17 protein-coding genes and 2 pseudogenes are annotated in these 20586 nt (G+C 68.5%); 11 read left to right on the top strand and 8 right to left on the bottom strand.

The annotated features are described in order from the left end of the window. Positions 1-91: 91 nt before the first annotated feature. The 3 genes from QWJ38_RS18135 to imuA are packed head-to-tail and all read right to left on the bottom strand — an operon-like array spanning position 92 to position 5332. Positions 92-3277, bottom strand: a complete 3186-nt coding sequence (locus tag QWJ38_RS18135; RefSeq protein WP_290360527.1) for an error-prone DNA polymerase — start codon at positions 3275-3277, stop codon at positions 92-94. Then, on the bottom strand, positions 3274-4596 hold the full coding sequence (locus tag QWJ38_RS18130; protein ID WP_290360526.1) for a Y-family DNA polymerase: 1323 nt from the start codon (positions 4594-4596) through the stop codon (positions 3274-3276). The genes QWJ38_RS18135 and QWJ38_RS18130 overlap by 4 nt, the downstream gene beginning before the upstream one ends. Next, positions 4553-5332: a translesion DNA synthesis-associated protein ImuA gene (gene imuA / locus QWJ38_RS18125; protein ID WP_290360525.1), complete on the bottom strand. Its 780-nt coding sequence runs from the start codon at positions 5330-5332 to the stop codon at positions 4553-4555. The genes QWJ38_RS18130 and imuA overlap by 44 nt, the downstream gene beginning before the upstream one ends. Positions 5333-5541: 209 nt before the next feature. Here imuA and QWJ38_RS18120 point away from each other — a divergent pair, with 209 nt between their 5' ends. Next, positions 5542-6138 carry a GNAT family N-acetyltransferase gene (locus QWJ38_RS18120; protein ID WP_290360524.1) on the top strand — a complete coding sequence of 199 codons (597 nt, stop codon included), beginning with the start codon at positions 5542-5544 and terminating at the stop codon, positions 6136-6138. 51 nt (positions 6139-6189) lie between these two features. Here QWJ38_RS18120 and QWJ38_RS24070 read toward each other — a convergent pair. From QWJ38_RS24070 to QWJ38_RS18110, 3 genes and pseudogenes are all read right to left on the bottom strand, one after another. Beyond that, positions 6190-6297, bottom strand: a pseudogene (locus QWJ38_RS24070) (PEP-CTERM sorting domain-containing protein); the annotation flags it as partial. A 6-nt stretch (positions 6298-6303) separates the two neighbouring features. Next, a pseudogene (locus QWJ38_RS18115) lies at positions 6304-7197 on the bottom strand (SGNH/GDSL hydrolase family protein); the annotation flags it as partial. A gap of 110 nt (positions 7198-7307) precedes the next feature. Next, positions 7308-8096, bottom strand: coding sequence for a Crp/Fnr family transcriptional regulator (locus QWJ38_RS18110; RefSeq protein WP_290360522.1), 789 nt, complete (start codon positions 8094-8096; stop codon positions 7308-7310). A gap of 196 nt (positions 8097-8292) precedes the next feature. Here QWJ38_RS18110 and QWJ38_RS18105 point away from each other — a divergent pair, with 196 nt between their 5' ends. The 8 genes from QWJ38_RS18105 to QWJ38_RS18070 all read left to right on the top strand — a co-directional run bounded on the left by QWJ38_RS18105 (position 8293) and on the right by QWJ38_RS18070 (position 16888). After that, positions 8293-10248, top strand: a complete 1956-nt coding sequence (locus QWJ38_RS18105; RefSeq protein ID WP_290360521.1) for an AMP-dependent synthetase/ligase — start codon at positions 8293-8295, stop codon at positions 10246-10248. Further along, positions 10248-11033 carry an ABC transporter ATP-binding protein gene (locus QWJ38_RS18100; protein WP_290360520.1) on the top strand — a complete coding sequence of 262 codons (786 nt, stop codon included), beginning with the start codon at positions 10248-10250 and terminating at the stop codon, positions 11031-11033. The genes QWJ38_RS18105 and QWJ38_RS18100 overlap by 1 nt, the downstream gene beginning before the upstream one ends. A gap of 10 nt (positions 11034-11043) precedes the next feature. Then, on the top strand, positions 11044-11973 hold the full coding sequence (locus QWJ38_RS18095) for a branched-chain amino acid ABC transporter permease (RefSeq protein ID WP_290360519.1): 930 nt from the start codon (positions 11044-11046) through the stop codon (positions 11971-11973). 3 nt (positions 11974-11976) lie between these two features. Beyond that, a complete protein-coding gene (locus tag QWJ38_RS18090; RefSeq protein WP_290360518.1) occupies positions 11977-13041 on the top strand; it encodes a branched-chain amino acid ABC transporter permease in 1065 nt (354 codons plus the stop codon). Between the two features lie 71 nt (positions 13042-13112). Next, on the top strand, positions 13113-14435 hold the full coding sequence (locus tag QWJ38_RS18085) for an ABC transporter substrate-binding protein (protein ID WP_290360994.1): 1323 nt from the start codon (positions 13113-13115) through the stop codon (positions 14433-14435). Positions 14436-14512: 77 nt separating this feature from the next. Continuing rightward, on the top strand, positions 14513-15319 hold the full coding sequence (locus QWJ38_RS18080; protein WP_290360517.1) for an ABC transporter ATP-binding protein: 807 nt from the start codon (positions 14513-14515) through the stop codon (positions 15317-15319). 17 nt (positions 15320-15336) lie between these two features. Further along, complete coding sequence (locus QWJ38_RS18075) at positions 15337-15633, top strand: hypothetical protein (RefSeq protein ID WP_290360516.1); 297 nt, start codon at positions 15337-15339, stop codon at positions 15631-15633. Then, complete coding sequence (locus tag QWJ38_RS18070) at positions 15626-16888, top strand: phenylacetate--CoA ligase family protein (protein ID WP_434064001.1); 1263 nt, start codon at positions 15626-15628, stop codon at positions 16886-16888. The genes QWJ38_RS18075 and QWJ38_RS18070 overlap by 8 nt, the downstream gene beginning before the upstream one ends. A 66-nt stretch (positions 16889-16954) precedes the next feature. On the opposite strand, the gene QWJ38_RS18065 is transcribed toward QWJ38_RS18070, so the two are convergent. Then, positions 16955-17980 carry a PEP-CTERM sorting domain-containing protein gene (locus QWJ38_RS18065; protein ID WP_290360514.1) on the bottom strand — a complete coding sequence of 342 codons (1026 nt, stop codon included), beginning with the start codon at positions 17978-17980 and terminating at the stop codon, positions 16955-16957. Positions 17981-18236: 256 nt separating this feature from the next. Here QWJ38_RS18065 and QWJ38_RS18060 point away from each other — a divergent pair, with 256 nt between their 5' ends. Continuing rightward, positions 18237-18806, top strand: a complete 570-nt coding sequence (locus tag QWJ38_RS18060; protein ID WP_290360513.1) for a dihydrofolate reductase family protein — start codon at positions 18237-18239, stop codon at positions 18804-18806. 24 nt (positions 18807-18830) lie between these two features. Here QWJ38_RS18060 and QWJ38_RS18055 read toward each other — a convergent pair whose 3' ends face one another. After that, complete coding sequence (locus QWJ38_RS18055) at positions 18831-19370, bottom strand: rhodanese-like domain-containing protein (protein WP_290360512.1); 540 nt, start codon at positions 19368-19370, stop codon at positions 18831-18833. 215 nt (positions 19371-19585) lie between these two features. Here QWJ38_RS18055 and QWJ38_RS18050 point away from each other — a divergent pair, with 215 nt between their 5' ends. After that, on the top strand, positions 19586-20557 hold the full coding sequence (locus tag QWJ38_RS18050) for a tripartite tricarboxylate transporter substrate-binding protein (protein WP_290360993.1): 972 nt from the start codon (positions 19586-19588) through the stop codon (positions 20555-20557). Positions 20558-20586: the final 29 nt, after the last annotated feature.

The following is a 20586-nucleotide window of genomic DNA, read 5'->3' as shown; positions in this document are numbered from 1 at the left end:
CGCTACCGCCGCGGGTATTGATGCATGTCAACGCTTGCCCCTGAGGGCACCCGCGCCGGGCCGCACCGAGCCTCGGAGGCGCTCACTGCGCCTACTTGAAATCGCGGCTCTCCAGTGTCAGCCGGCCCAGCAGCGGCGTCAGGTTCTCGAAGCGGCGCGCCAGCAGATGCTGGACGCCGCCGTCGCCGCGCTGCCAGATGCCGTCGACGGCCAGCAGGCGCGAGCGCAGGATGATCGAGCGGTTCGCTTCAAAGACCTTGGGCCAGACGATCACCTGGACGTTGCCGGTCTCGTCCTCCAGCGTGACGAACAAGGTGCCCTTGGCGGTCTGCGGCATCTGCCGGCCCGAGACGATGCCGCAGGCGCGGGCGCGCTTGCCCGCGCGCCATTGCTTCAGCTGCTCGGCATTGCTGAGGCCGCGCCGAGCCAGGCGCTCGCGCAGGATGGCCAGCGGATGGCTGCGCAGGGTCAGGCCGGTGGCGACATAGTCCCACAGCACCTCCTCGTCCTCGGCCGCGGCGGGCAGGGTCAGCTCGTCCTCCGGCGCGATTGCGCCCTGCAGCAGCTTGGGCATGGCGCGCAGCGCCGAGGCCTGCCAGACCTGCTGGCGGCGATGGCCGGCCAGCGACAGCAGCGCATCGGCGGCCGCCAGCTGCTGCATCTCGCGCTGGTCGAGACCGGCGCGCAGGGCCAGGTCTTGCGGATTGGCGAACGCTGCCTCGGCGCGCGCGGCGACGATGCGCTCGGCCGCCGCCTCGGGCAGGCCCGCGACCAGGCGCAGGCCCAGGCGGACGGCCGGCTGTTGCTGGCCCGGACGCTGTTCCAAGCTGCTGTCCCGGTCGCTGTGGCCGACATCGGGCGGGCGCACCTCCACCTGATGGCGCTGTGCGTCCTGCACCAGCTGGCTGGGCGAATAAAAGCCCAAGGGCTGCGAGTTCAGGAGCGCGCACAGAAAGATCGCCGGCTCGTGGCATTTCATCCAGCTCGACACATAGGTCAAGAGCGCGAAGCTGGCGGCGTGGGACTCGGGGAAGCCGTAGGAGGAGAAGCCCTTGATCTGCTTGAAGATGTCCTCGGCGAAGCGCTCCTCATAGCCGTTGCGGCGCATGCCGGCCATGATTTTTTCGTAGAAGGCCTGCAGGTCGCCGGGCCGCTTCCAGGCGGCCATCGCGCGGCGCAGCTGGTCGGCCTCGCCGGCGCTGAAATCGGCGGCGATCATCGCCACCTGCATCACCTGCTCCTGGAAGATCGGCACGCCGTAGGTCCGGCTGAGCGCCTTCTCGAGTTCCTTCTTGGGGTATTCGATCTTCTCGCCGCGTCGATGCTTGGCACGTTTGGTCAGATAGGGGTGGACCATGCCGCCCTCGATCGGCCCCGGCCGCACGATGGCGACCTCGACGACGAGGTCGTAGTAATTCCGGGGCTGCAGCCGCGGCAGCATCGACATCTGCGCGCGGCTTTCGATCTGGAACACGCCGACGGTATCGGCCTTGCAGATCATGTCGTAGGTCGGCTGGTCGCCCTCCTGAATGTCGGCCAGCTCCAGCCGTGGCCCGCCGCGCAGCTGCTGATAGAGATCAAAGCAGCGCTTGAGGCAGGACAGCATGCCCAGGGCCAGCACGTCGACCTTCATCAGCCCGACCGCGTCCAGATCGTCCTTGTCCCATTCGACGACGCTGCGGTTCTCCATCGTTGCGTTCTCGATCGGCACCAGGCGCGACAGCGGGCCCTCGGTGAGCACGAAGCCGCCGACATGCTGGCTCAGATGGCGCGGCATGCCCACCAGCTGCCGGCTCAGCGCGACCAGCTGGCGCAGCCGCGGGTCGGCCGGATCGAGCCCTAGCTCCTGCTGCAGCACCTGCAGCCGCTCGGGCGGCAGCGCCTCGCTGGACCAGCCATGGTGGTCGCGCGCCAGCGCCTCCAGCAGTGCCTCGTCCAGGCCCAGCGCCTTGCCGACGTCGCGGATCGCGCTGCGCGAGCGGTAGCTGATGACGACGGCGGTCAGCGCGGCGCGCTCGCGGCCGTATTTGCGGTACAGGTACTGGATCACCTCCTCGCGGCGTTCGTGCTCGAAGTCGACGTCGATGTCGGGCGGCTCGTTGCGCTCGCGGCTGATGAAGCGCTCGAACAGCAGGGTGCTGCGGTCAGGGTCGACCGAGGTGACGAAGAGGCAGTAGCAGACGAGGCTGTTGGCCGCCGAGCCGCGGCCCTGGCAGAGGATGCCCAGCGCGCGGGCCTCGCGCACGATGTCGGCGACGGTCAGGAAGTAATGCTCGTAGCGCAGCTCCTCGATCAGGGCCAGTTCATGCTCGATGCGCTCGCGCCATTTGTCCGGCACGCCGTCCGGCCAGCGTTTGCCCATGCCTTCATAGCTCAGGCGGCGCAGATGGCCGCTGGCCGTCTCGCCGGCGGGGACGACCTCGCTGGGATAGTGGTAGCGCAGCTCGTCCAGCCAGAACTCGCAGCGCCGCGCGATCGCCACGCTCTGCTGCAGCAGCTCGGCCGGGTAGAGCTGGGCCAGGCGCAGCCGGCTGCGCAGATGGGCCTCGGCATTCGGCTGCAGCGCATAGCCGCATTCGGCCACCGGCTTGCCCAGGCGCGTCGCCGTCATCACGTCCTGCAGCGCCTTGCGCGAGCGCAGATGCATGTGCACATCGCCGCAGGCCACCAGCGGCAGGGCGGTGGCCTCGCCCAGCTGCTGCAGGCGCTGCAGCCACAGCGCATCGCCGCTGTCGCGCAGCAGCTCGACGCCCAGCCAGGCACGCCCGCTGAAATGGCGCAGCAGCCAGCGCGCCGGCGCCAGCAGCTGCGCCTCATCGGCCTCGCGCGGCAGCAGCGCGATCACCAGGCAGTCGTCCAGCGCCTCGGCCCGGATCTCGCGCCAGCGCAGCCGGTACTCGCCCTTGGTGGCGCTGGCGCGGCGCAGCCGGGTGATGAACTGGCTCAGATTGCCGTAGCCGTTCATATTGGCCGCCAGCAGCAGCAGCTTGAACAGCGGCGTGCCGGCCTCGTCCTCGTCACGGACCAGGAACTCGCTGCCGATGACCAGATGCGGAAAGGCGCGGCTGCTGGGCGTCTGCGCGGCGATGCGGCGGCGCTGGCTGAAGGCGCGCACGACGCCGGCCAGCGAGCATTCGTCGGTGATCGCCAGCGCCGTGTAGCCCAGCTCCCAGGCGCGGCTCATCAACTCCTCCGGATTCGAGGCGCCGCGCAGAAAGCTGAAGCTGGAGAGGCAGTGCAGCTCCGCATAGTCGGGCGGCTCCAGCCCGGCCTTCATCCGAACACCCCGTGCAGGAACCAGCCCGGCCGGGCCGTCGGCTGGCGCTCGCTGTAGATCCACAAGAGGCCCAGCTCGGCGCTGCGGTAGAGGAAATAGTCGCGCTGCTGCGGCGCGCCGCCGTCCCACCAGCCGGCCTCGATGCGGTGCGGGCCGGCCAGCAGTTGCAGCGGGCCGCCGGCCAGCGGCTGCTCCTGGGCCGAGACGGCCAGGCGCTGCGGCGGCTCCAGCAGCCAGCTCGGCTGCGGGCCCGGCGGCCGGCGCAGGCTGCCCGCCTGGCGCTCGGCCACCGGCCAGGGCAGCCAGCGCTGCATGCGCTCGAGCCGGTGGTCCTCCTGGCGCCGGCCCTCGCGCACATTGCCGCGGCCCAGGCGCACCGACAGGCGCTCGAGCAGCTGCGGCAGTGGCTCGGCCGCCTGCTCGGGCGAGCGGGGCAGCAGGCTGGCGCTGTGCTCCTGCAGCGGCAGCAACTGCTCGGCGCTCAGGCTCAGCTCGCCGGCCGGCGCGGCCAGCTGCAGCTGGGCCAGGTGCTCGGCCGCCAGCCGCGACAGATGGCCGAAATCGCGCGTCGTCTCGGCGGTGGCGATGCGCAGCGTGCCGCCGCTGCCGCTGTCGCGCGCGCGCATCGCGTCATGCTGCCAGTGCAGATCGAACTCGCGGATGCCGGCATGGCGGGCGGCCAGCCAGGCGCAGAGCTGGCGCAGCAGCTGCTGCAGATAGTGCAGCAGGGCCGGCGCATGCTCGACCCGCCAGGGCAGCTCCAGCCGGGCCGCAAAGCGCTCGGGCAGCTCCAGCCAGCGATGGGCCTCGGGCGCCTCGCCATAGGCCTGGTCCAGGGCCTGCAAGAGCGCGCTGCCGAAGCGGCGCGCCGCGGCCGGCCGCGGCAGCCGGCGCACATCGGCCAGGCAGCGGCAGCCCAGCCGCGCCAGCATCGCCTGCTGGGCCGCGACGGCGCTGAGGCTGGCCAGCGGCAGCGCATCGAGCCGGGCGTGGAAGTCCGGCCCCAGGCCGTTGACGATGCCGGCGCGGGCCAGGGCCAGCGCGCCGAGGCTGCTCGGCGCCCAGGCGATCGCCCGCAGGGCCAGCCCGCTCTGCGCGGCCTGCTGGCGCAGCAGCCGGTGCAGCGCGCGGGCGCCGCCGAACAGGCGCAGGCTGGCGCCGACCTCCAGCACCACCGCCTCCTCCAGGCAGGCGACGCGCGGGCTGAAGCGCAGCGCCAGCCAGGCCAGCGCCTGCTGCCGGGCGGCGGCGGCCTGCGGCGTGTCGGCTGCGTCTTCAGCGCTGTCCGACGCTTGCGGAAGCAGGGCGAGCCAGTACATGCAGTGGCTGCGGAATTGGCGCGGGCGGCTCGCCGGCGGCCAGCATGCGCGGCGTCAGGATGGGGGCCAGCTCGGCCGGCACCGAGGGCAGGCTCAGCCAGCCCTCGCAGGCCGGCCCCCGGCGCTTCAGGATGCGCACATCGAGGCTCCAGCCGGCGCCGGGCGTCAGCAAGAGGCGCAGCGGCGCGGCCGACGATTGCTGCTGCACCGCCCAGGGCCGGAACAGGAAGATCGGCGCGTCCGAGGCGAGGGCGCCGGCCTGCAGGCGGCGGATCTGCTCGGGCCGCGCCTGCGGCAGCCAGGCCAGGATGGCCGCGGCCGCGTTCGACTTGATCGCCTGCTCGGTCGCCCACAGCTGCTGCTGGGGCGCGTCGGCGGCGATCCAGATCAGCTGCTGCGGCGACAGGCCGCAGGCCTGCAGGCCGGGCAGGTGCGGGGTCAGTGGCGGATTGATCAGCAGCACCGGGCGGCGGGCCGCCGCTTGCCGCCCGCTCGTAGCGCCCCCGCACAGACCGCTCAGCAGCGGCGCCAGCAAGCGCCATTCGAGCACCGCATGCTGGGGGCTGATGATCTCGACGAGGCCGCGGGTCGGCCAGCCGCCACCGGGCAGCTCGGCATCCAGCGCCGCAAAGCCGCTGGGCAGGCAGGGGCTGCTGCAGGCACCCAGGCTGCTGGCGCGCCAGAGCTGGGCGTGCAGCGTTTCGGGCGCGGGGAGGGCGGATTCGGTCGCGTGCATCTGAAAACCTGTATGAACATACAGTATATGGCCGGGCAGCTCGGGCGCAAGCGCGGGCCGAAAAGCCGGCTCGGTCGCGCGCCTTTTCGTGCGGACTCCACGCCGACCACCCGAATAAGGGCTTACGAAAGACCCGGCCGCGCTTTAAGGTCCAGAATTAGGGTTTACACCAGTCTTCAGCGATCACCCAGCCTCATCGATTCATGGCCTTGAGCGAGTTTTCCGTCCCCGCTTTTCCGGCGCAGCTGGAGACCGCGCGCCTGTTGCTGCGGGCCCCGCAGGCCGGCGATCTGGATGCGGTGTTCGAGTTGCAGGCCGATCCGATCGCCAACCGTTTCAGCCCCAGCGGCCCGCTCGCCTCGCGCGAGGCGGCCGCGGCGCTGCTGCAGGGCTGGCTGGCGCATTGGCAGGCGCGTGGCTTCGGCTACTGGGCGATCGCCCGGCGTGAGCAGCCCGAGCAGCTGATCGGCTTCGGCGGCGTGATGCAGCGCAGCCTGGGCGGCATCGCCGGCCTGCATCTGTACTTCCGCTTCCTGCCGCAGCACTGGGGCCAGGGCCTGGCCTCCGAGATGGCGCAGCAGGCGCTGGAACTGGCCTTCGCGAGCCTGCACGCGCCCAGCGTGCTGGCGGTCGTGCTGCCGGCCAACACGCCCTCGCGCAAGACGCTGGAGCGCATCGGCATGCTGCTGAAGAGTTCGCTGGCCGATGTGCCGGGCCAGGCGCCCAGCCTGGTCTACGAGCTGACGGCCGCCCGCTTCGCCGGCCTGCCGCGGGTGCCGCCGGCACCGACGCCCTTCGGCGCCTGAAACGAAAAAGCCCCGCATCGGCGGGGCCTCGATCGCTTGCGGCTGGCTTGCTCAGCCGGCCCGGCGCCGGCGCGCCACCGCGCCGACCACCAGCAGGCCCAGGCCCATCAGCGCATAGCTTTCCGGCTCCGGCACGGCGGCGGTGACCAGCATTGCATCGGCGATCAGTTGGTGGGCCTTGGCGGTCGGATGGATGCCGTCCCAGAACAGCGCGCTGGCCGGGTTGCAGGCATTGATCGCCGCGCCGCAGGCATGGCTGACGTCGGTGATGCCATAGGCGGCCGGGTTGGCGATCGTCTGCGAGAGCATGCCGAAGATGTCGAAGGCCGTCACGCCGCTTTCGCTCTTGAGCCGGTAGGCCAGCGCATCGTTCATCGTCGTCGCCAGCAGCGTGCTAATGCCCTGGGCGCCGACCGCATTGGCGAAGGGCGAGGCGCCGAGATTGGGCGTGTTCCAGACGATGATGTGCTGGGCGCCGGCGGCCTGCAGGCTGTCGACCATATTGCCGATGTCGGTCGCGTACTGGCTGGCGTTGGCGGCAATGATGCTGACCTGCTGGGCGAAGCTCAGGCCCGGCACCGACAGCGCTTCGGCCGCCGCGCGCGCATTGTTGCCGCCACCGGCCAGCACATAGAGTGCGTCGCCGGGCGCGCTGCCGCCGACTTTGCCGAGGAACATGCCGACCTGGTCGCTGAGGCTGAAGGCGCCGCCGGGGCCGCTGGTGCGGGCGCCGCCGGAGGCGTAGTTCGTGCCGCCCGCCAAGGAGGGCAGGGCGGACAGGCCCGCCGCCGCGGCGAAGTCCGTGGCCCAGGTCGGGCCGTTGCTGTAGGTGCCGAAGGCGTTGCTGCCCTTGTTGTAGGTGTTCGAGGGCACGTACAGATTGCCGCTGATCACCTGGGTCGGGTCGTAGGCGCCGAGGATGTAGTTGTTGCCGCTGTCCGAGAGGCTGTCGCCGAAGACGTAGAGGCTGCTGTAGCTGACCGCCTGGGCGGGGCCGGCCAGCAGAGCCGCAGCGATCGTCGAGACACCCAGGATCAAACGAAGCGCTTGGAGTTTCATGGCGGCCTGCTCGGTGGATGAGGGATGAAACAAACAGGCGCAAGCTAGCATGCGGCCGGCGGCCGGCCAATCGGGGTTGAGATCCGCCCCCCGCGAATGAGGGGTGGGACTCAGCGCAGCGGTTGCTGCTGCTGTGGCTGCTGTTGCGGCTGGGGCTCGCCCAGCGGCTGCGGGAAGCGCCGCAGACCCTGCAGATCGAGCACGCGCAGGCCGCCGTACTCGATGCTGATCAGCTTGTGCAGCGCCAGCGTGTTCAGCGCCTGGTTGACGCGCTGGCGCGAGAGGCCGACCAGATAGCCGAGCTCCTGCTGGGTGATGCGCAGCAGGCTGCCGACCCCTGGATACAGCTGCGGATGGAACAGCGCGGCCAGATTGCGCGCGACCTTCATGTCCGGATCGGAGATGCGGTCGATCTCGCGCGCGGCGATGAACTGGCCCAGCCGCTCGTTCAGCTGATTCAGCATGAAGCGGTTGAAGGCGATGCTGTGCTGCAAGAGGCCGTGGAAGGTCTCCAGCGGCAGACCGGCGACGATGGAGCGGCGCAGGGCCTGGATGTTGTAGCGGTAGGCCTCGCGCTTGAGCAGGGTGCCCTCGCCGAACCAGCCGCCGGGCGGCACGCCGGTGAAGGTGATCGCCGGGCCGGACGAATCGTCGTTGCTCATCTTCAAGAGGCCGTCGATGACGCCGAACCAGTAATTGGCCGGCCGGCCGATGCGGCAGACGCGCTCGCCGACCTCGGCCTCGGCCACCTGCAACTGCGCGATCGCATGGGCACGCTGGGCCGGCTCCAGGATGGCCAGCCAGGGAATGGCGTCCAGCTCCTGCTGCGTCGGCGCACGGGCGCGCTGGCGCAGCGGCGGCGGTGGGGTGGCGCTGGCGACGTCGTGGTTGGCATTCATCGGGACCCCATTACCGCCAGCAGAAGCGAGGCTGACAAGCGCTGCGCGGCGGTATACGGGAAAGCGCTCCCCCGGGAAGTCCCTAGGATTGTCGTTGCATTGACAACATGGCGTCAAAGTCCCGCCTAGCATTGCACTGCATCGAGGCGGCTCGCGCCCCTCATCGGGGCGACGGTGCACCGACCAGGAGACAGCAGTGGCGACGACGACAACGACATTCCCGCGGCTCTTGCTGGCCCATGCGGCCGAGCGCCCGAACGCGCCGGCGCTGCGCGAGAAGGAATACGGCATCTGGCAGACGCTCTCGTGGGCGCAGCTGGCCGCCCTGGTGCGCGAGCTGGCCCAGGGCCTGGCCGATGCGGGCCTCGCGCGCGGCCAGCACCTGATCGTCGTCGGCGAGAACCGGCCGCGGCTGGCGGCGACGATGCTGGCGGCACAGTCGCTGGGCGCGATTCCGGTGCCGCTGTACCAGGACGCGGTGGCGGCCGAGTTCGTCTTCCCGGTCAACAACGCCGAGGTGGCCTTCGCCGTCGTCGAGGACCAGGAGCAGGTCGACAAGATGCTGGAGATCCGCGAGCAATGCCCGCAGCTCGCCCACATCTGGTTCGACGATCCGCGCGGCCTGCGCAATTACGCGGAGCCGGGTCTTGCCTCGCTCGACGATCTGCTGGCGCGCGGCCGCCGGCACGCCGAGGCGCACCCTGGCTTCTTCGAGGCCCAGGTCGAGGCCGGCGCAAGCGGCGATGTGGCCGCGATGTTCTTCACCTCGGGCACGACCGGCAACCCCAAGGGCGTCGTCCACACCCATGCAACCCTGATCGACCGCGCCCAGGCCGGCGCCCGCTTCGACAGGCTGACCAGCGACGAGGAGGTGCTCGCCTATCTGCCGCCGGCCTGGGTCGGCCAGAACATCTTCAGCTATGCGCAGTGGCTGGCCTGCGGCTATGTCGTCAACTGTCCCGAGTCGGCCAGCACCGTCTCCATCGACCTGAAGGAGATCGGGCCGACCTATTACTTCGCGCCGCCACGCGTCTTCGAGGGCCTGCTGACCAGCGTGATGATCCGCATGGAGGACGCAGGCCGCTTCAAGCGCTGGCTGTTCGCCCGCTGCATGACGCTGGCGCGGCGCGTCGGCCCGGCGCTGATGGACGGCAAGCCGGTCGCTGCCCTCGACAAGCTGAAGTACGCGCTCGGCAATGCGCTGATCTACGGGCCGCTGCGCAACACCCTGGGCCTGTCGCGCGTGCGCGTGGCCTACACGGCCGGCGAGGCGATCGGCCCCGATCTGTTCAGCTTCTACCGCTCGATCGGCATCAATCTGAAGCAGCTCTACGGCTCGACCGAGACCGCCGTCTTCGTCTGCCTGCAGCCGGACAACGAGGCGCGCTCGGACACCGTTGGCGTGCCGATCGAGGGCGTCGAGATCAAGCTGGCCGACAGCGGCGAGATCCTGGTGCGCTCGCCGGGGCTGCTGAAGGGCTATTACAAGAACGAGGCGGCGACGGCCGAGGCGCTGACGGCCGATGGCTGGTACCACACCGGCGATGCCGGCTTCATCGATGCCGGCGGCCATCTGAAGATCATCGACCGCGCCAAGGACGTCGGCCGCATCGTCGGCGGCCCCAACGACGGCGCGATGTTCGCGCCCAAGTATGTGGAGAACAAGCTGAAGTTCTTCGCCCATATCAAGGAGGCGGTGGCCTTCGGCGACAAGAAGGACCGCGTCTGCGCCTTCGTCAACATCGATTTCGAGGCGGTCGGCAACTGGGCCGAGCGGCGCAACCTGCCCTATGCCGGCTACACCGATCTGGCCGGCAAGCCCGAGGTCTACGAGCTGATCCGCGACTGCGTGGAGAAGGTCAATGCCGATCTGGCCCAGGACGAGCTGCTGGCCGGCAGCCAGATCAGCCGCTTCCTGGTGCTGCACAAGGAGCTGGACGCCGACGACGGCGAGCTGACCCGCACCCGCAAGGTCCGCCGCGGCGCGATCGCCGACAAGTACGGCGTGCTGATCGAGGCGCTCTACGCCGGCCGCGCCTCGCAGTTCATCGAGACCGCGGTCAAGTTCGAGGACGGCCGCACGGGCAGCGTGGCGGCCGATCTGAAGATCGTCGATGTGAAGACCTTCCCTGCAGTGAAGAGGGCCGCCTGATGTCGAACAAGAAGATCGGCGAGGTCATTCTCGACGTCGCCAACATCTCGCTGAGCTTCGGCGGCGTCAAGGCGCTGACCGACATTTCCTTCAATGTCCGCGAGCACGAGATCCGCGCGATCATCGGACCCAATGGCGCGGGCAAGAGCTCGATGCTGAACTGCATCAACGGCGTCTACCAGCCGCAGCAGGGCCAGATCACCTTCCGCGGCCAGACCTTCAAGCACATGAACTCGCGCCAGGTCGCCGAGATGGGCGTCGCGCGCACCTTCCAGAACCTGGCCCTGTTCAAGGGCATGAGCGTGCTGGACAACATCATGACCGGCCGCAATCTGCGCATGAAGAGCAATCTCTTCCTGCAGGCCCTGCGCTGGGGCCCGGCCGAGCGCGAGGAGATCGCCCAGCGCGAGACGGTCGAGCGCATCATCGACTTCCTCGAGATCCAGGCCTACCGCAAGACGCCGGTCGGACGGCTGCCCTACGGCCTGCAGAAGCGCGTCGATCTCGGCCGCGCGCTGGCGATGGAGCCACAGGTGCTGCTGCTCGACGAGCCAATGGCCGGCATGAATGTCGAGGAGAAGCAGGACATGTGCCGCTTCATTCTCGATGTCAACGACGAGTTCGGCACCACCATCGTGCTGATCGAGCACGATATGGGCGTGGTGATGGACATCAGCGACCGCGTTGTCGTGCTCGACTACGGCAAGAAGATCGGTGACGGCGCACCGGACGAGGTGCGCAGCAACGAAGACGTGATCCGTGCCTACCTCGGCACATCGCACTGAGGACCGCAGCATGGGTTTCTTCCTCGAGACATTGATCGGTGGCCTGATGGCCGGCATGCTCTATTCGCTGATCGCGCTGGGCTTCGTGCTGATCTACAAGGCCAGCGGCGTGTTCAATTTCGCGCAGGGCGCGATGGTGCTGTTTGCCGCGCTGGCGATGGCGCGCTTCGCCGAATGGATCCCGCAATGGACCGGCGTGCAGAGCCCGCTGCTGGCCAATCTGGCGGCCTTCGTGCTGGCGATGCTGGTGATGGTCGTCATCGCCTGGCTGATCGAGAAGCTGGCGCTGAGCCGGCTGGTCAACCAGGAGGGCATCACGCTGTTGATGGCGACCTTGGGCATCACCTATTTCCTCGATGGCCTGGGCCAGACCCTGTTCGGCAACGACATCTACAAGATCGATGTCGGCATGCCCAAGGATCCGGTGCTGATCGGCGAGTCGCTGTTCCAGGGCGGGCTGCTGGTCAGCAAGGAGGATCTCTACGCCGCGCTGATCGCCGCGCTGCTGGTGGCGCTCCTGGCCCTGTTCTTCCAGAAGACGGCCACCGGGCGGGCGCTGCGCGCGGTCGCCGACGATCACCAGGCCGCGCAGTCGATCGGCATCCCGCTGTCGACGATCTGGGTGATCGTCTGGAGTGTGGCCGGCTTCGTCGCCCTGGTCGCCGGCATCATCTGGGGATCGAAGCTGGGCGTGCAGTTCTCGCTCTCGCTGGTCGCCCTGAAGGCCTTGCCGGTCGTGATCCTCGGCGGCCTCACCTCGGTGCCCGGCGCCATCATCGGCGGGCTCATCATCGGCGTCGGCGAGAAGCTGAGCGAGATCTATATCGGCCCGACGCTGGGCGGCGGCATCGAGATCTGGTTTGCCTATGTGCTGGCCTTGCTGTTCCTTCTCGTCAGGCCCCAAGGCTTGTTCGGGGAAAAAATCATTGATCGGGTCTGAGCCATGCTTTACAGAGAGAACGGCCAGTTCAAGGCCAGCTACCGCGCCGATCAGCAGATCTTCCCGATCCGCCAGGACCGCATCGCCATCATCGCGCTGCTCCTGATCGCCTTCGTGCTGGTGCCGCTGAGCGCACCGGAATACCTGTTCCGCGCGATCCTGATCCCCTTCCTGATCCTTTCGCTGGCCGCCCTGGGCCTGAACATCCTGGTCGGCTACTGCGGCCAGATCTCGCTGGGCACCGGCGCTTTCATGGCCGTCGGCGCCTATGCGGCCTACAACTTCCAGGTGCGCGTCGAGGGCATGCCGCTGATCGTCTCGCTCTTGCTGGGCGGCGCCTGCTCGACCGTCGTCGGCGTGCTGTTCGGCATTCCCTCGCTGCGTATCAAGGGCCTCTACCTGGCGGTGGCGACCCTGGCCGCGCAGTTCTTCGTCGACTGGGCGGCGCTGCGTCTGAAATGGGTGACGAACAACTCGGACTCCGGTTCGGTTAGCGTGGCCGGCCTGAACGTGTTCGGCATGCCGATCGAGAGCCCGGCGGCCAAATACTTGTTCTGCCTGGGCTTTGTCACCGTCTTCGCGCTGCTGGCCAAGAACCTGGTGCGCTCGGCCATCGGCCGCGAATGGATGGCGATGCGGGACATGGACGTGGCCGCGGCCGTGATCGGCATCCGGCCCGTCTATGCCAAGCTGACCGCCTTTGCCGTCAGCGCCTTCATCGTCGGCGTGGCGGGCGCGCTGTGGGGCTTCATCCATCTGGGTGCCTGGGAGCCGGCGGCCTTCAATATCGACCGCAGCTTCCAGCTGCTGTTCATGGTCATCATCGGCGGCCTCGGCTCCATCATGGGCGGCTTCCTCGGCGCGGCCTTCATCGTGCTGCTGCCCATCCTGCTCGACCAGATCCCGCTGTGGTTCGGCATCCCGATCTCGACGGCCACCGCCTCGCATCTGACGACGATGATCTTCGGTGCGCTGATCGTGTTCTTCCTGATCGTCGAGCCGCATGGCCTGGCGCGGCTGTGGGCCACGGCCAAGGAGAAGCTGCGCCTGTGGCCGTTCCCGCACTGAATGTTTTTTTAAACCCCTGAGTTCCGTTCCGCCAAAGCAATGCACCCCGAGTGCCCAAGGAGACAAGCATGATGAAACTCAAGACCCTCGCCCTGGCCTTCGGAGTCGGCGCCGCCGCGCTGGCACCGGTCCTCACGCAGGCGCAGCAGGCCAAGGAGCAGTTCTTCCCCTTGCTGGTCTACCGCACCGGCGCCTATGCACCCAACGGCACGCCCTGGGCCAATGGCAAGCAGGACTACATCAAGCTGATCAATGCGCGCGACGGTGGCATCAACGGCGTCAAGATCTCCTTCGAGGAATGCGAGACCGGCTACGCCACCGACAAGGGCGTCGAGTGCTACGAGCGGCTCAAGGGCAAGGGCGCCACGCTGATCGACCCGCAGGCCACCGGCATCACCTTCGCGCTGACCGACAAGGTGCCCAATGACAAGATCCCGCTGATCACCCTGGGCTACGGCCTCTCGGCCTCGCAGGACGGCAATGTCTTCAAGTGGAACTTCCCGCTGATGGGCAGCTACTGGACGGCCGCCGACATGCTGATCCAGCACATCGCCAAGAAGGAGGGTGGCTTCGACAAGCTCAAAGGCAAGAAGATCGCCATCGTCTACCACGACTCCCCCTTCGGCAAGGAGCCGATGCCGCTGCTGGACGAGCGCCAGAAGATGCACGGCTTCGAGCTGGTCAAGATCCCGGTGACGGCGCCCGGCGTCGAGCAGAAGTCGGCCTGGCTGCAGGTGCGCCAACAGCGGCCCGACTATGTGCTGCTGTGGGGCTGGGGCGTGATGAACTCGACCGCGCTGAAGGAGGCCCAGGCCACCGGCTATCCGCGCGAGAAGATGTACGGCGTCTGGTGGTCGGGTGCCGAGCCCGATGTCAAGGACGTCGGCGAAGGCGCCAAGGGCTATAACGCGCTGAACCTGAACAGCTCGGGCCAGTCGCCCAAGGTGATCCAGGACATCCTGAAGCTGGTGCACGACAAGGGCCAGGGCACCGGCCCGCGCGACGAGGTCGGCTCGGTGCTCTACACCCGCGGACTGATCATCCAGATGCTGGGTGTCGAGGCCGTGCGCCGCGCGCAGGAGCGTTTCGGCAAGGGCAAGGTGATGACCGGCGAGCAGGTGCGCTGGGGCCTGGAGAACCTGGCGCTGGACCAGAAGAAGCTCGACGCGCTGGGCTTCGCCGGCGTGATGCGGCCGCTGTCGACCTCCTGCGCCGACCACATGGGCTCGACCTGGGCGCGCGTTCACACCTGGGACGGCAGCAAGTGGAGCTTCACTTCCGACTGGCTGCAGGCCGACGAGCAGATCATCAAGCCGATGGTCAAGGCCGGCGCGGACAAGTACGCGGCGGAGAAGAAGCTGACCCGTAGAACGCCCGAGGATTGCCAGAGCTGATGGAGCAGGTGGAGGACTCCGCGAGGAGTCCTCTTTCAAGCGCCGCTGGCGACGCTTGAAAGAGTCAAGGGGTACGAATGAGCAACATCCTTCTGAACGTCAACGGCATCGAGGTCATCTACAACCACGTGATCCTGGTGCTGAAGGGCGTGTCGCTGCAGGTGAAAGAGGGCGGCATCGTCGCGCTCCTGGGTGGCAACGGCGCCGGCAAGACGACGACCTTGCGCGCCGTATCCAATCTGCTGGCCGGCGAGCGCGGCGAGGTGACCAAGGGGTCCATCGAGCTGCGCGGCGAGCGCATCGAGAAGCTCTCGACCTCGGACATGGTCAATCGCGGCGTGATCCAGGTGATGGAGGGCCGCCACTGCTTCGCCCACCTGACGATCGAGGAAAACCTGATGACCGGCGCCTACACGCGCAAGGATGGCAAGGCGGCGGTGGCCGCGACGCTGGAGAAGGTCTACAACTATTTCCCGCGCCTGAAGACACGCCGCACTTCGCAGGCGGCCTACACCTCGGGCGGCGAGCAGCAGATGTGCGCGATCGGCCGCGCGCTGATGGCCGAGCCGAAGATGGTGCTGCTGGACGAACCGTCGATGGGCCTGGCGCCGCAGATCGTCGAAGAGGTGTTCGAGATCGTCAAGGACCTGAACGCCAAGGAGCGCACGACCTTTCTCTTGGCCGAGCAGAACACCAATATGGCGCTGCGCTATGCCGACTATGGCTACATCCTCGAGAACGGCCGCGTCGTGATGGACGGCGAGGCGCAGGCGCTGCGCGAGAACGAGGACGTCAAGGAGTTCTACCTGGGCATGGGTGGCGGCGACCGCAAGAGCTTCAAGGACGTCAAGAGCTACAAGCGCCGCAAGCGCTGGCTGGCCTGAGCACCAAGGAGGCTTTCATGTCCGAGGAATGGGGTTTTGCAGCACCACCGTTCAAGCCCGAGGAGGCGCTGCAGCGCTTGCGCCGCGATCTGCGCGAGCTGGGTCTGAACGAGCGGGAAGGGCGCTTCGAGCGCCGCGGTACGCCGATCGCCCGCGCGGCTGTCGACGGCGCGACGCTGAAAGTGGCCATCGTCAAGAGGCCTTCGCGCACGCCGGAATGGGCCGAGAAGACGCTGAAGGACAGCGCGCAATTGCGCGACTTCGTGGCCCTGCTGAAGAAGAGTCTGTCGGGATGGAGTGATGTCGATGAGTGAGCAGCAGTATTACGACGCGCTGGAGGCGCGCGATCCGGCCGCGCGCGAGCATGCGCTGCTGGCCGCGCTGCCGGGCCAGATCGCCCATGCGCAGCGCGCCGCGCCGGCCTTTGCCGAGCTGCTGAGCGGAGTCGAGCCTGCGAGCGTCGACAGCCGCGCGGCGCTGGCGAAGCTGCCGGTGACGCGCAAGCACGAGCTGCTGGCGCGCCAGCAGGCGCGCCGTGCCGACGATCCCTTCGGCGGCTTCTCGGCCATCGCCTGGGGCCTGCGCGGCCGCGGCGCGCGCAAGGTCTTCCAGTCGCCGGGAACGATTTACGAACCCGAGGGCAGCGGCGCCGACTACTGGCGTGTCGCCCGCGCGCTGCATGCGGCGGGCTTTCGGGCCGGCGATCTGGCGCACAACAGCTTCAGCTACCACCTGACACCGGCCGGCTCGATGATGGAGACCGGTGCGCTGGCGCTGGGCTGCACGGTCTTCCCGGGCGGCGTGGGCAACACCGAGCTGCAGCTGCAGGCGCTTCAAGAGCTGCGGCCCGAGGGCTATGTCGGCACGCCCAGCTTTCTGAAGATCCTGGTCGACAAGGCGGCCGAGCTGGGCCACAAGCTGTCGATCAACAAGGCCCTGGTCAGCGGCGAGGCCTTCCCGCCCTCCCTGCGCGACTGGCTGGCCGAGCGCGGCATCGCCGGCTACCAGTGCTATGCGACGGCCGACGTGGGCCTGATCGCCTACGAGACCGCCGCGCGCGCGGGCCTGGTGCTGGACGAGGGCGTGATCGTCGAGATCGTGCGCCCGGGAACGGGCGAGCCCGTGCCGGAGGGAGAGGTCGGCGAGCTGGTCGTGACCAGCTTGAACCCCGACTACCCGCTGATCCGCTTCGGCACCGGCGATCTGTCGGCCGTGCTGCCCGGCGCCTGCCCCAGCGGCCGCACGAACACCCGCATCAAGGGTTGGATGGGCCGCGCCGACCAGAGCGCCAAGGTGCGCGGCATGTTCGTCCACGCCGGCCAGGTGGCCGAGATCGTGCGGCGCTTTCCGGAGGCGGGCCGGGCGCGCCTGGTCGTCGAGGGCGAGATGGCTCAGGACCGGATGACGCTGAAGCTGGAGCTGGCCGGCACCGCGCCCGCGGGCCTGGCCGACAAGGTCGCCGCGGCGATCCGCGACATCACCAAGCTGCGCGGCGAGGTCGTCTTCGTCGCGCCGGGCACGCTGCCCAATGACGGGCGGGTGATCGAGGACGCGCGCCGCTACGACTGAGCCGCGGGACGAAAAAAGGGCCGGACGGCTGCCCGGCCCTTTGTCCTTGCGGAGTCTGCGAAGGGCTCAGGCCGTCGCCGCCTCGTCCGGTTGGCGCTGGTCGGCACGCCGCCGCTTTGCCGCCCAGGCCACCACGCCGCCACCGAGCAGCAGCATCAGATAGCTCGAGGGCTCGGGCACCGCGGCGATCGCCGCCGCGGCAAAGCCCTGCATGGCCATCGCCTGCTGGGCGGTGAAGCCCAGGTCCATCGCCGCCGTGTCGAAACCGAGCACCGTCGGGCTCTGGCCGGTGATCTCGCCGAACACGACCAGCGCGTGCAGGTAGTAGCCGTAGTTGCTCGCGTGGTAGCTGTCGGGCGCCCACAGGTTCACCTGCCCCGCGCTGATGCCGTCGTACGGATTGGAATCGGCAAAGCCGGCGTCGAAGGCATTGTTCCAGGCCAGGCCTACCGGGTTCAGGCGGCTGACGATGTCGCTGTTCTGGTTCATCGCCACCTGATAGCCCTTCTGCACGTCGATGGCCATCTGGTGAATGTCACCACCGCACCAGGGGCTGGGCGGACTGGCGCTGTTGCAGGCCGGCTGATAGGTCAGGTTGGCGCGCGACCAGGTGGACGTCAGGCTGATATCGACATCCGGATTGCTCGACTGGAACACCTTGCCGAGGATGTGGGTCCAGGTGCTGATCTTGGCCGGGTTGCCGGGGTTCGCGAAGTCCAGATTGCTCTGGCCGTGCATCACCACCTTGTCCCAGGGCTGGTTGATCAGCGCCAGCCGGTTGTCGAAGTGGAAGTCCAGATTGCTGCCCGGCTGCGTTTCCAGCGACACGTCGTAGTTCAGCCCGCGGTCGACCGTCATCTGCTTGAACAGCGCCGGCACGCCACCGATGCCGCTGCCGTTCAGGTCGGTCACGCTGGACGGTTTGTAGAACATCACATCGGGCGCCGCGCCGGCCGGGTCGCCATAGGTGAAGCTGTTGCCGATGAACAGGATGCTGGTGGACTGGGCCAGCGCGGGTGCCGCCTGGCAGGCCAGCAGAACCGCGGCAAGCACGGCGCCGTGGCGCAAGGGAAGACCAAATGTCATACGCATATTGCCTCCAGTTTTTCTACCAAATGCTGCGAGCACAGGCGCCACCCGGCGACCCGGTCGCGCAAAAAATCTAGCAGTCGGCCTGTTCACGGACCATCCCGAAGCAGGCCACCCAAAGGGCACATGGATTGCTGTTCGCACTGCTGCGCTGCATTGCGCGGCTGCTCGTGCGATCTGCAGCCTCAATCGCTTCTTATGTCGATTCGCTGCCTCGTCGTTCGTCTTGTCACCATGTCTCCCACGCAGCGAGGACCACATGGGCAAGCTGATCGTCGAACAGATCGTCAGCCTCGACGGCTACGCCGAGGATGCGCAAGGCAGCATTGACTTCTTCGTCAATGCCGGCTGGGTCAATGAGGTGGACCAGGAGCAGTTGCGCCTGTTGTCGGGCGTCTCTGCCATCGTCCTGGGTGCCAGGACCTACCGCATGTTTGCCGCCTACTGGCCCTCGGCCGATCCGGCCAGGGAGCCGGTCGCGGTCACTATCCGCGAGCTACCCAAGTTCGTCGTCTCCTCGACGCTCAAGGAGGCGCCCTGGGGTGCCGACGATGTGGCAGAAATCCTTGCCGGAGACGGCGTGGCCGCGCTGCGCCAGCTGCGCCGCCGCTTCGCGGGTGACCTGATCATCTGGGGCAGCCTGAGCCTGAGCGATGCCCTGCTGCGCGCGGGCGAGGTCGATGTGCTGCGCCTGCGCGTGCTGCCGCTGCTGCTGGGACGCGGGCGCTCCTTCGCGCCGGCCGATCTGGGCTTGCGCAGCCTGGCGTTGCGCTCGACGCGATCGTTCGCGGGTGGGCTGCTGGTGCTGGAATATGCGCCGGCGCGGTGAGCCGGCGGCCCTCGGCCGGAACGCTCAGCGCGCGGCGAGCAGTTCCTCGGTGGCGCTGCTGCGCCAGGCGGCGCCTGCCATCACGCCCGCGCCGCGGCCGTTGCTGGCGACCAGGCGCTGCGGCACCGGGTGGCGCACGCCGCTCGCGGTGCTCAGCGCGCGGCCGGACATCGCCCATTCGCTGGCGCCGCCGACCAGCCAGTGCAGGCGGCCGCGGGCCAGCGGCTGCAGCGAGGCCAGCAGGGCCTGGGCGCGGAGGTCACCCGGCTCGCCATAGATGACGATATCGCGCGACAGGTCGAGACCGGCGCGCGACACGGCCGCCTCCAGCGCCGCCAGATCGCCGCGCTGCAGCCAGCGCTCGAGCTCGGCCGCCTCGATGCGCCGTGCGCCCGGCAGGCCGGCAGCGGCCTGCGCCCGCAGGTCCCAGGCCAACGCGCCATCGCCCAGCGCGGCCTCGGCCGCCGGGGCGGACAGCAGGTCGGCGCGGGCACTGCCCAGCAGGGCCAGGGAGGCCAGGGCGGCAATGAAGCAGCGGGAGAGCAGGGGCGTTCGGGTCAGCATCGCGCCACTGTAGGGACGCCCTCCGGCAGCGTCCAATACAGAGTCGCAGAATCCTTATTCGCCAGCGCAATAAGGCGGCAGCGGCCGCGGCGGCGACCGCTCCTTTTTACTTACGTAGTTCCCGCTACGACGGCCGCGGGGCGGCGCCCTAGCATTGCCTCTTCCATCGACACCCCTCCACCGAGACGACAGGAGACGAGATGAACAAAAAGCTGATGACGCTGCGGGGCCTGATCGCCGGCCTGGGCCTGACGGCCGTCGGCGCGGTCTGGGCCGAGTATCCGGACAAACCGGTCACCATCGTCGTGCCCTTCGCGGCCGGCGGCCCGACCGACAAGGTCGCGCGTGACCTGGCCGAGGCGCTGCGCAAGCCGCTGGGCGCGACCTTGGTGATCGAGAACGTCGGCGGTGCCGGCGGCACCTTGGGCGCGACCAAGGTGTCCAAGGCCGCGCCGGACGGCTACACGCTGCTGCTGCATCACATCAGCATGGCGACCTCGCCGGCCCTGTACCGCAATATGCAGTACAAGACGCTGGAGGACTTCGAGTACCTGGGCCTGATCAACGAGGTGCCGATGACTGTGATCGGCCGCCCGACCCTGCCGGCCAACAACTACGCCGAACTGGTCAAGTGGCTGGAGGCCAACAAGGGCAAGATCAATCTGGCCAATGCCGGCCTGGGTGCCGCCTCGCATCTGTGTGGCCTGCTGTTCCAGAGTGCGCTGAAGATCGACATGACCACCGTGCCCTACAAGGGCACCGGCCCGGCGATGACCGATCTGCTGGGCGGCCAGGTCGACATCATGTGCGACCAGACGACCAATACCACCAGCCAGATCGACAGCGGCAAGGTCAAGGCCTTTGCCGTCACCAGCCCGAAGCGCCTGGCCGGCCCGGCCCTGAGTAAGCTGCCGACCTTGGACGAGGCCGGCCTGAAGGGCTTCAATGTCTCGATCTGGCACGGCATGTATGCGCCCAAGGGCACGCCGAAGGCGATCGTCGACAAGATCAACGCGGCCTTGAAGCAGGCGCTGAACGACCCGGAGTTCGCCAAGCGCGAGGAAGCGCTCGGCGCCGTCATCGTCCACGACGCCCGCAACAACGGCCCCGAGCACAAGAAGTTCGTCGAGGCCGAGATCAACAAGTGGGGCCCGGTGATCAAGGCCGCCGGTCAATACGCCGATTGATCGACGGCAAGCGCTGTTCCGATGGCAAA

The organism is Roseateles violae, assembly GCF_030410485.1.
GTDB classification, from domain to species: domain Bacteria; phylum Pseudomonadota; class Gammaproteobacteria; order Burkholderiales; family Burkholderiaceae_C; genus Roseateles_D; species Roseateles_D violae.
The sequence above is the reverse complement of the archived record's forward strand: the minus strand, read 5'-3'. Positions and strand labels throughout refer to the sequence as shown.

Bases quoted from the DNA above. Each gene is read 5' to 3' on its own strand.
- QWJ38_RS18095 (WP_290360519.1), top strand. From the start codon at position 11,044: ATGGGTTTCTTCCTCGAGACATTGATCGGTGGCCTGATGGCCGGCATG.
- QWJ38_RS18100 (WP_290360520.1), top strand. From the start codon at position 10,248: ATGTCGAACAAGAAGATCGGCGAGGTCATTCTCGACGTCGCCAACATC.
- QWJ38_RS18055 (WP_290360512.1), bottom strand. From the start codon at position 19,370: ATGCTGACCCGAACGCCCCTGCTCTCCCGCTGCTTCATTGCCGCCCTG.
- QWJ38_RS18065 (WP_290360514.1), bottom strand. From the start codon at position 17,980: ATGCGTATGACATTTGGTCTTCCCTTGCGCCACGGCGCCGTGCTTGCC.
- QWJ38_RS18090 (WP_290360518.1), top strand. From the start codon at position 11,977: ATGCTTTACAGAGAGAACGGCCAGTTCAAGGCCAGCTACCGCGCCGAT.
- QWJ38_RS18050 (WP_290360993.1), top strand. From the start codon at position 19,586: ATGACGCTGCGGGGCCTGATCGCCGGCCTGGGCCTGACGGCCGTCGGC.
- QWJ38_RS18085 (WP_290360994.1), top strand. From the start codon at position 13,113: ATGAAACTCAAGACCCTCGCCCTGGCCTTCGGAGTCGGCGCCGCCGCG.
- imuA (WP_290360525.1), bottom strand. From the start codon at position 5,332: ATGCACGCGACCGAATCCGCCCTCCCCGCGCCCGAAACGCTGCACGCC.
- QWJ38_RS18080 (WP_290360517.1), top strand. From the start codon at position 14,513: ATGAGCAACATCCTTCTGAACGTCAACGGCATCGAGGTCATCTACAAC.
- QWJ38_RS18075 (WP_290360516.1), top strand. From the start codon at position 15,337: ATGTCCGAGGAATGGGGTTTTGCAGCACCACCGTTCAAGCCCGAGGAG.
- QWJ38_RS18110 (WP_290360522.1), bottom strand. From the start codon at position 8,096: ATGAATGCCAACCACGACGTCGCCAGCGCCACCCCACCGCCGCCGCTG.
- QWJ38_RS18130 (WP_290360526.1), bottom strand. From the start codon at position 4,596: ATGTACTGGCTCGCCCTGCTTCCGCAAGCGTCGGACAGCGCTGAAGAC.
- QWJ38_RS18070 (WP_434064001.1), top strand. From the start codon at position 15,626: ATGAGTGAGCAGCAGTATTACGACGCGCTGGAGGCGCGCGATCCGGCC.
- QWJ38_RS18060 (WP_290360513.1), top strand. From the start codon at position 18,237: ATGGGCAAGCTGATCGTCGAACAGATCGTCAGCCTCGACGGCTACGCC.
- QWJ38_RS18135 (WP_290360527.1), bottom strand. From the start codon at position 3,277: ATGAAGGCCGGGCTGGAGCCGCCCGACTATGCGGAGCTGCACTGCCTC.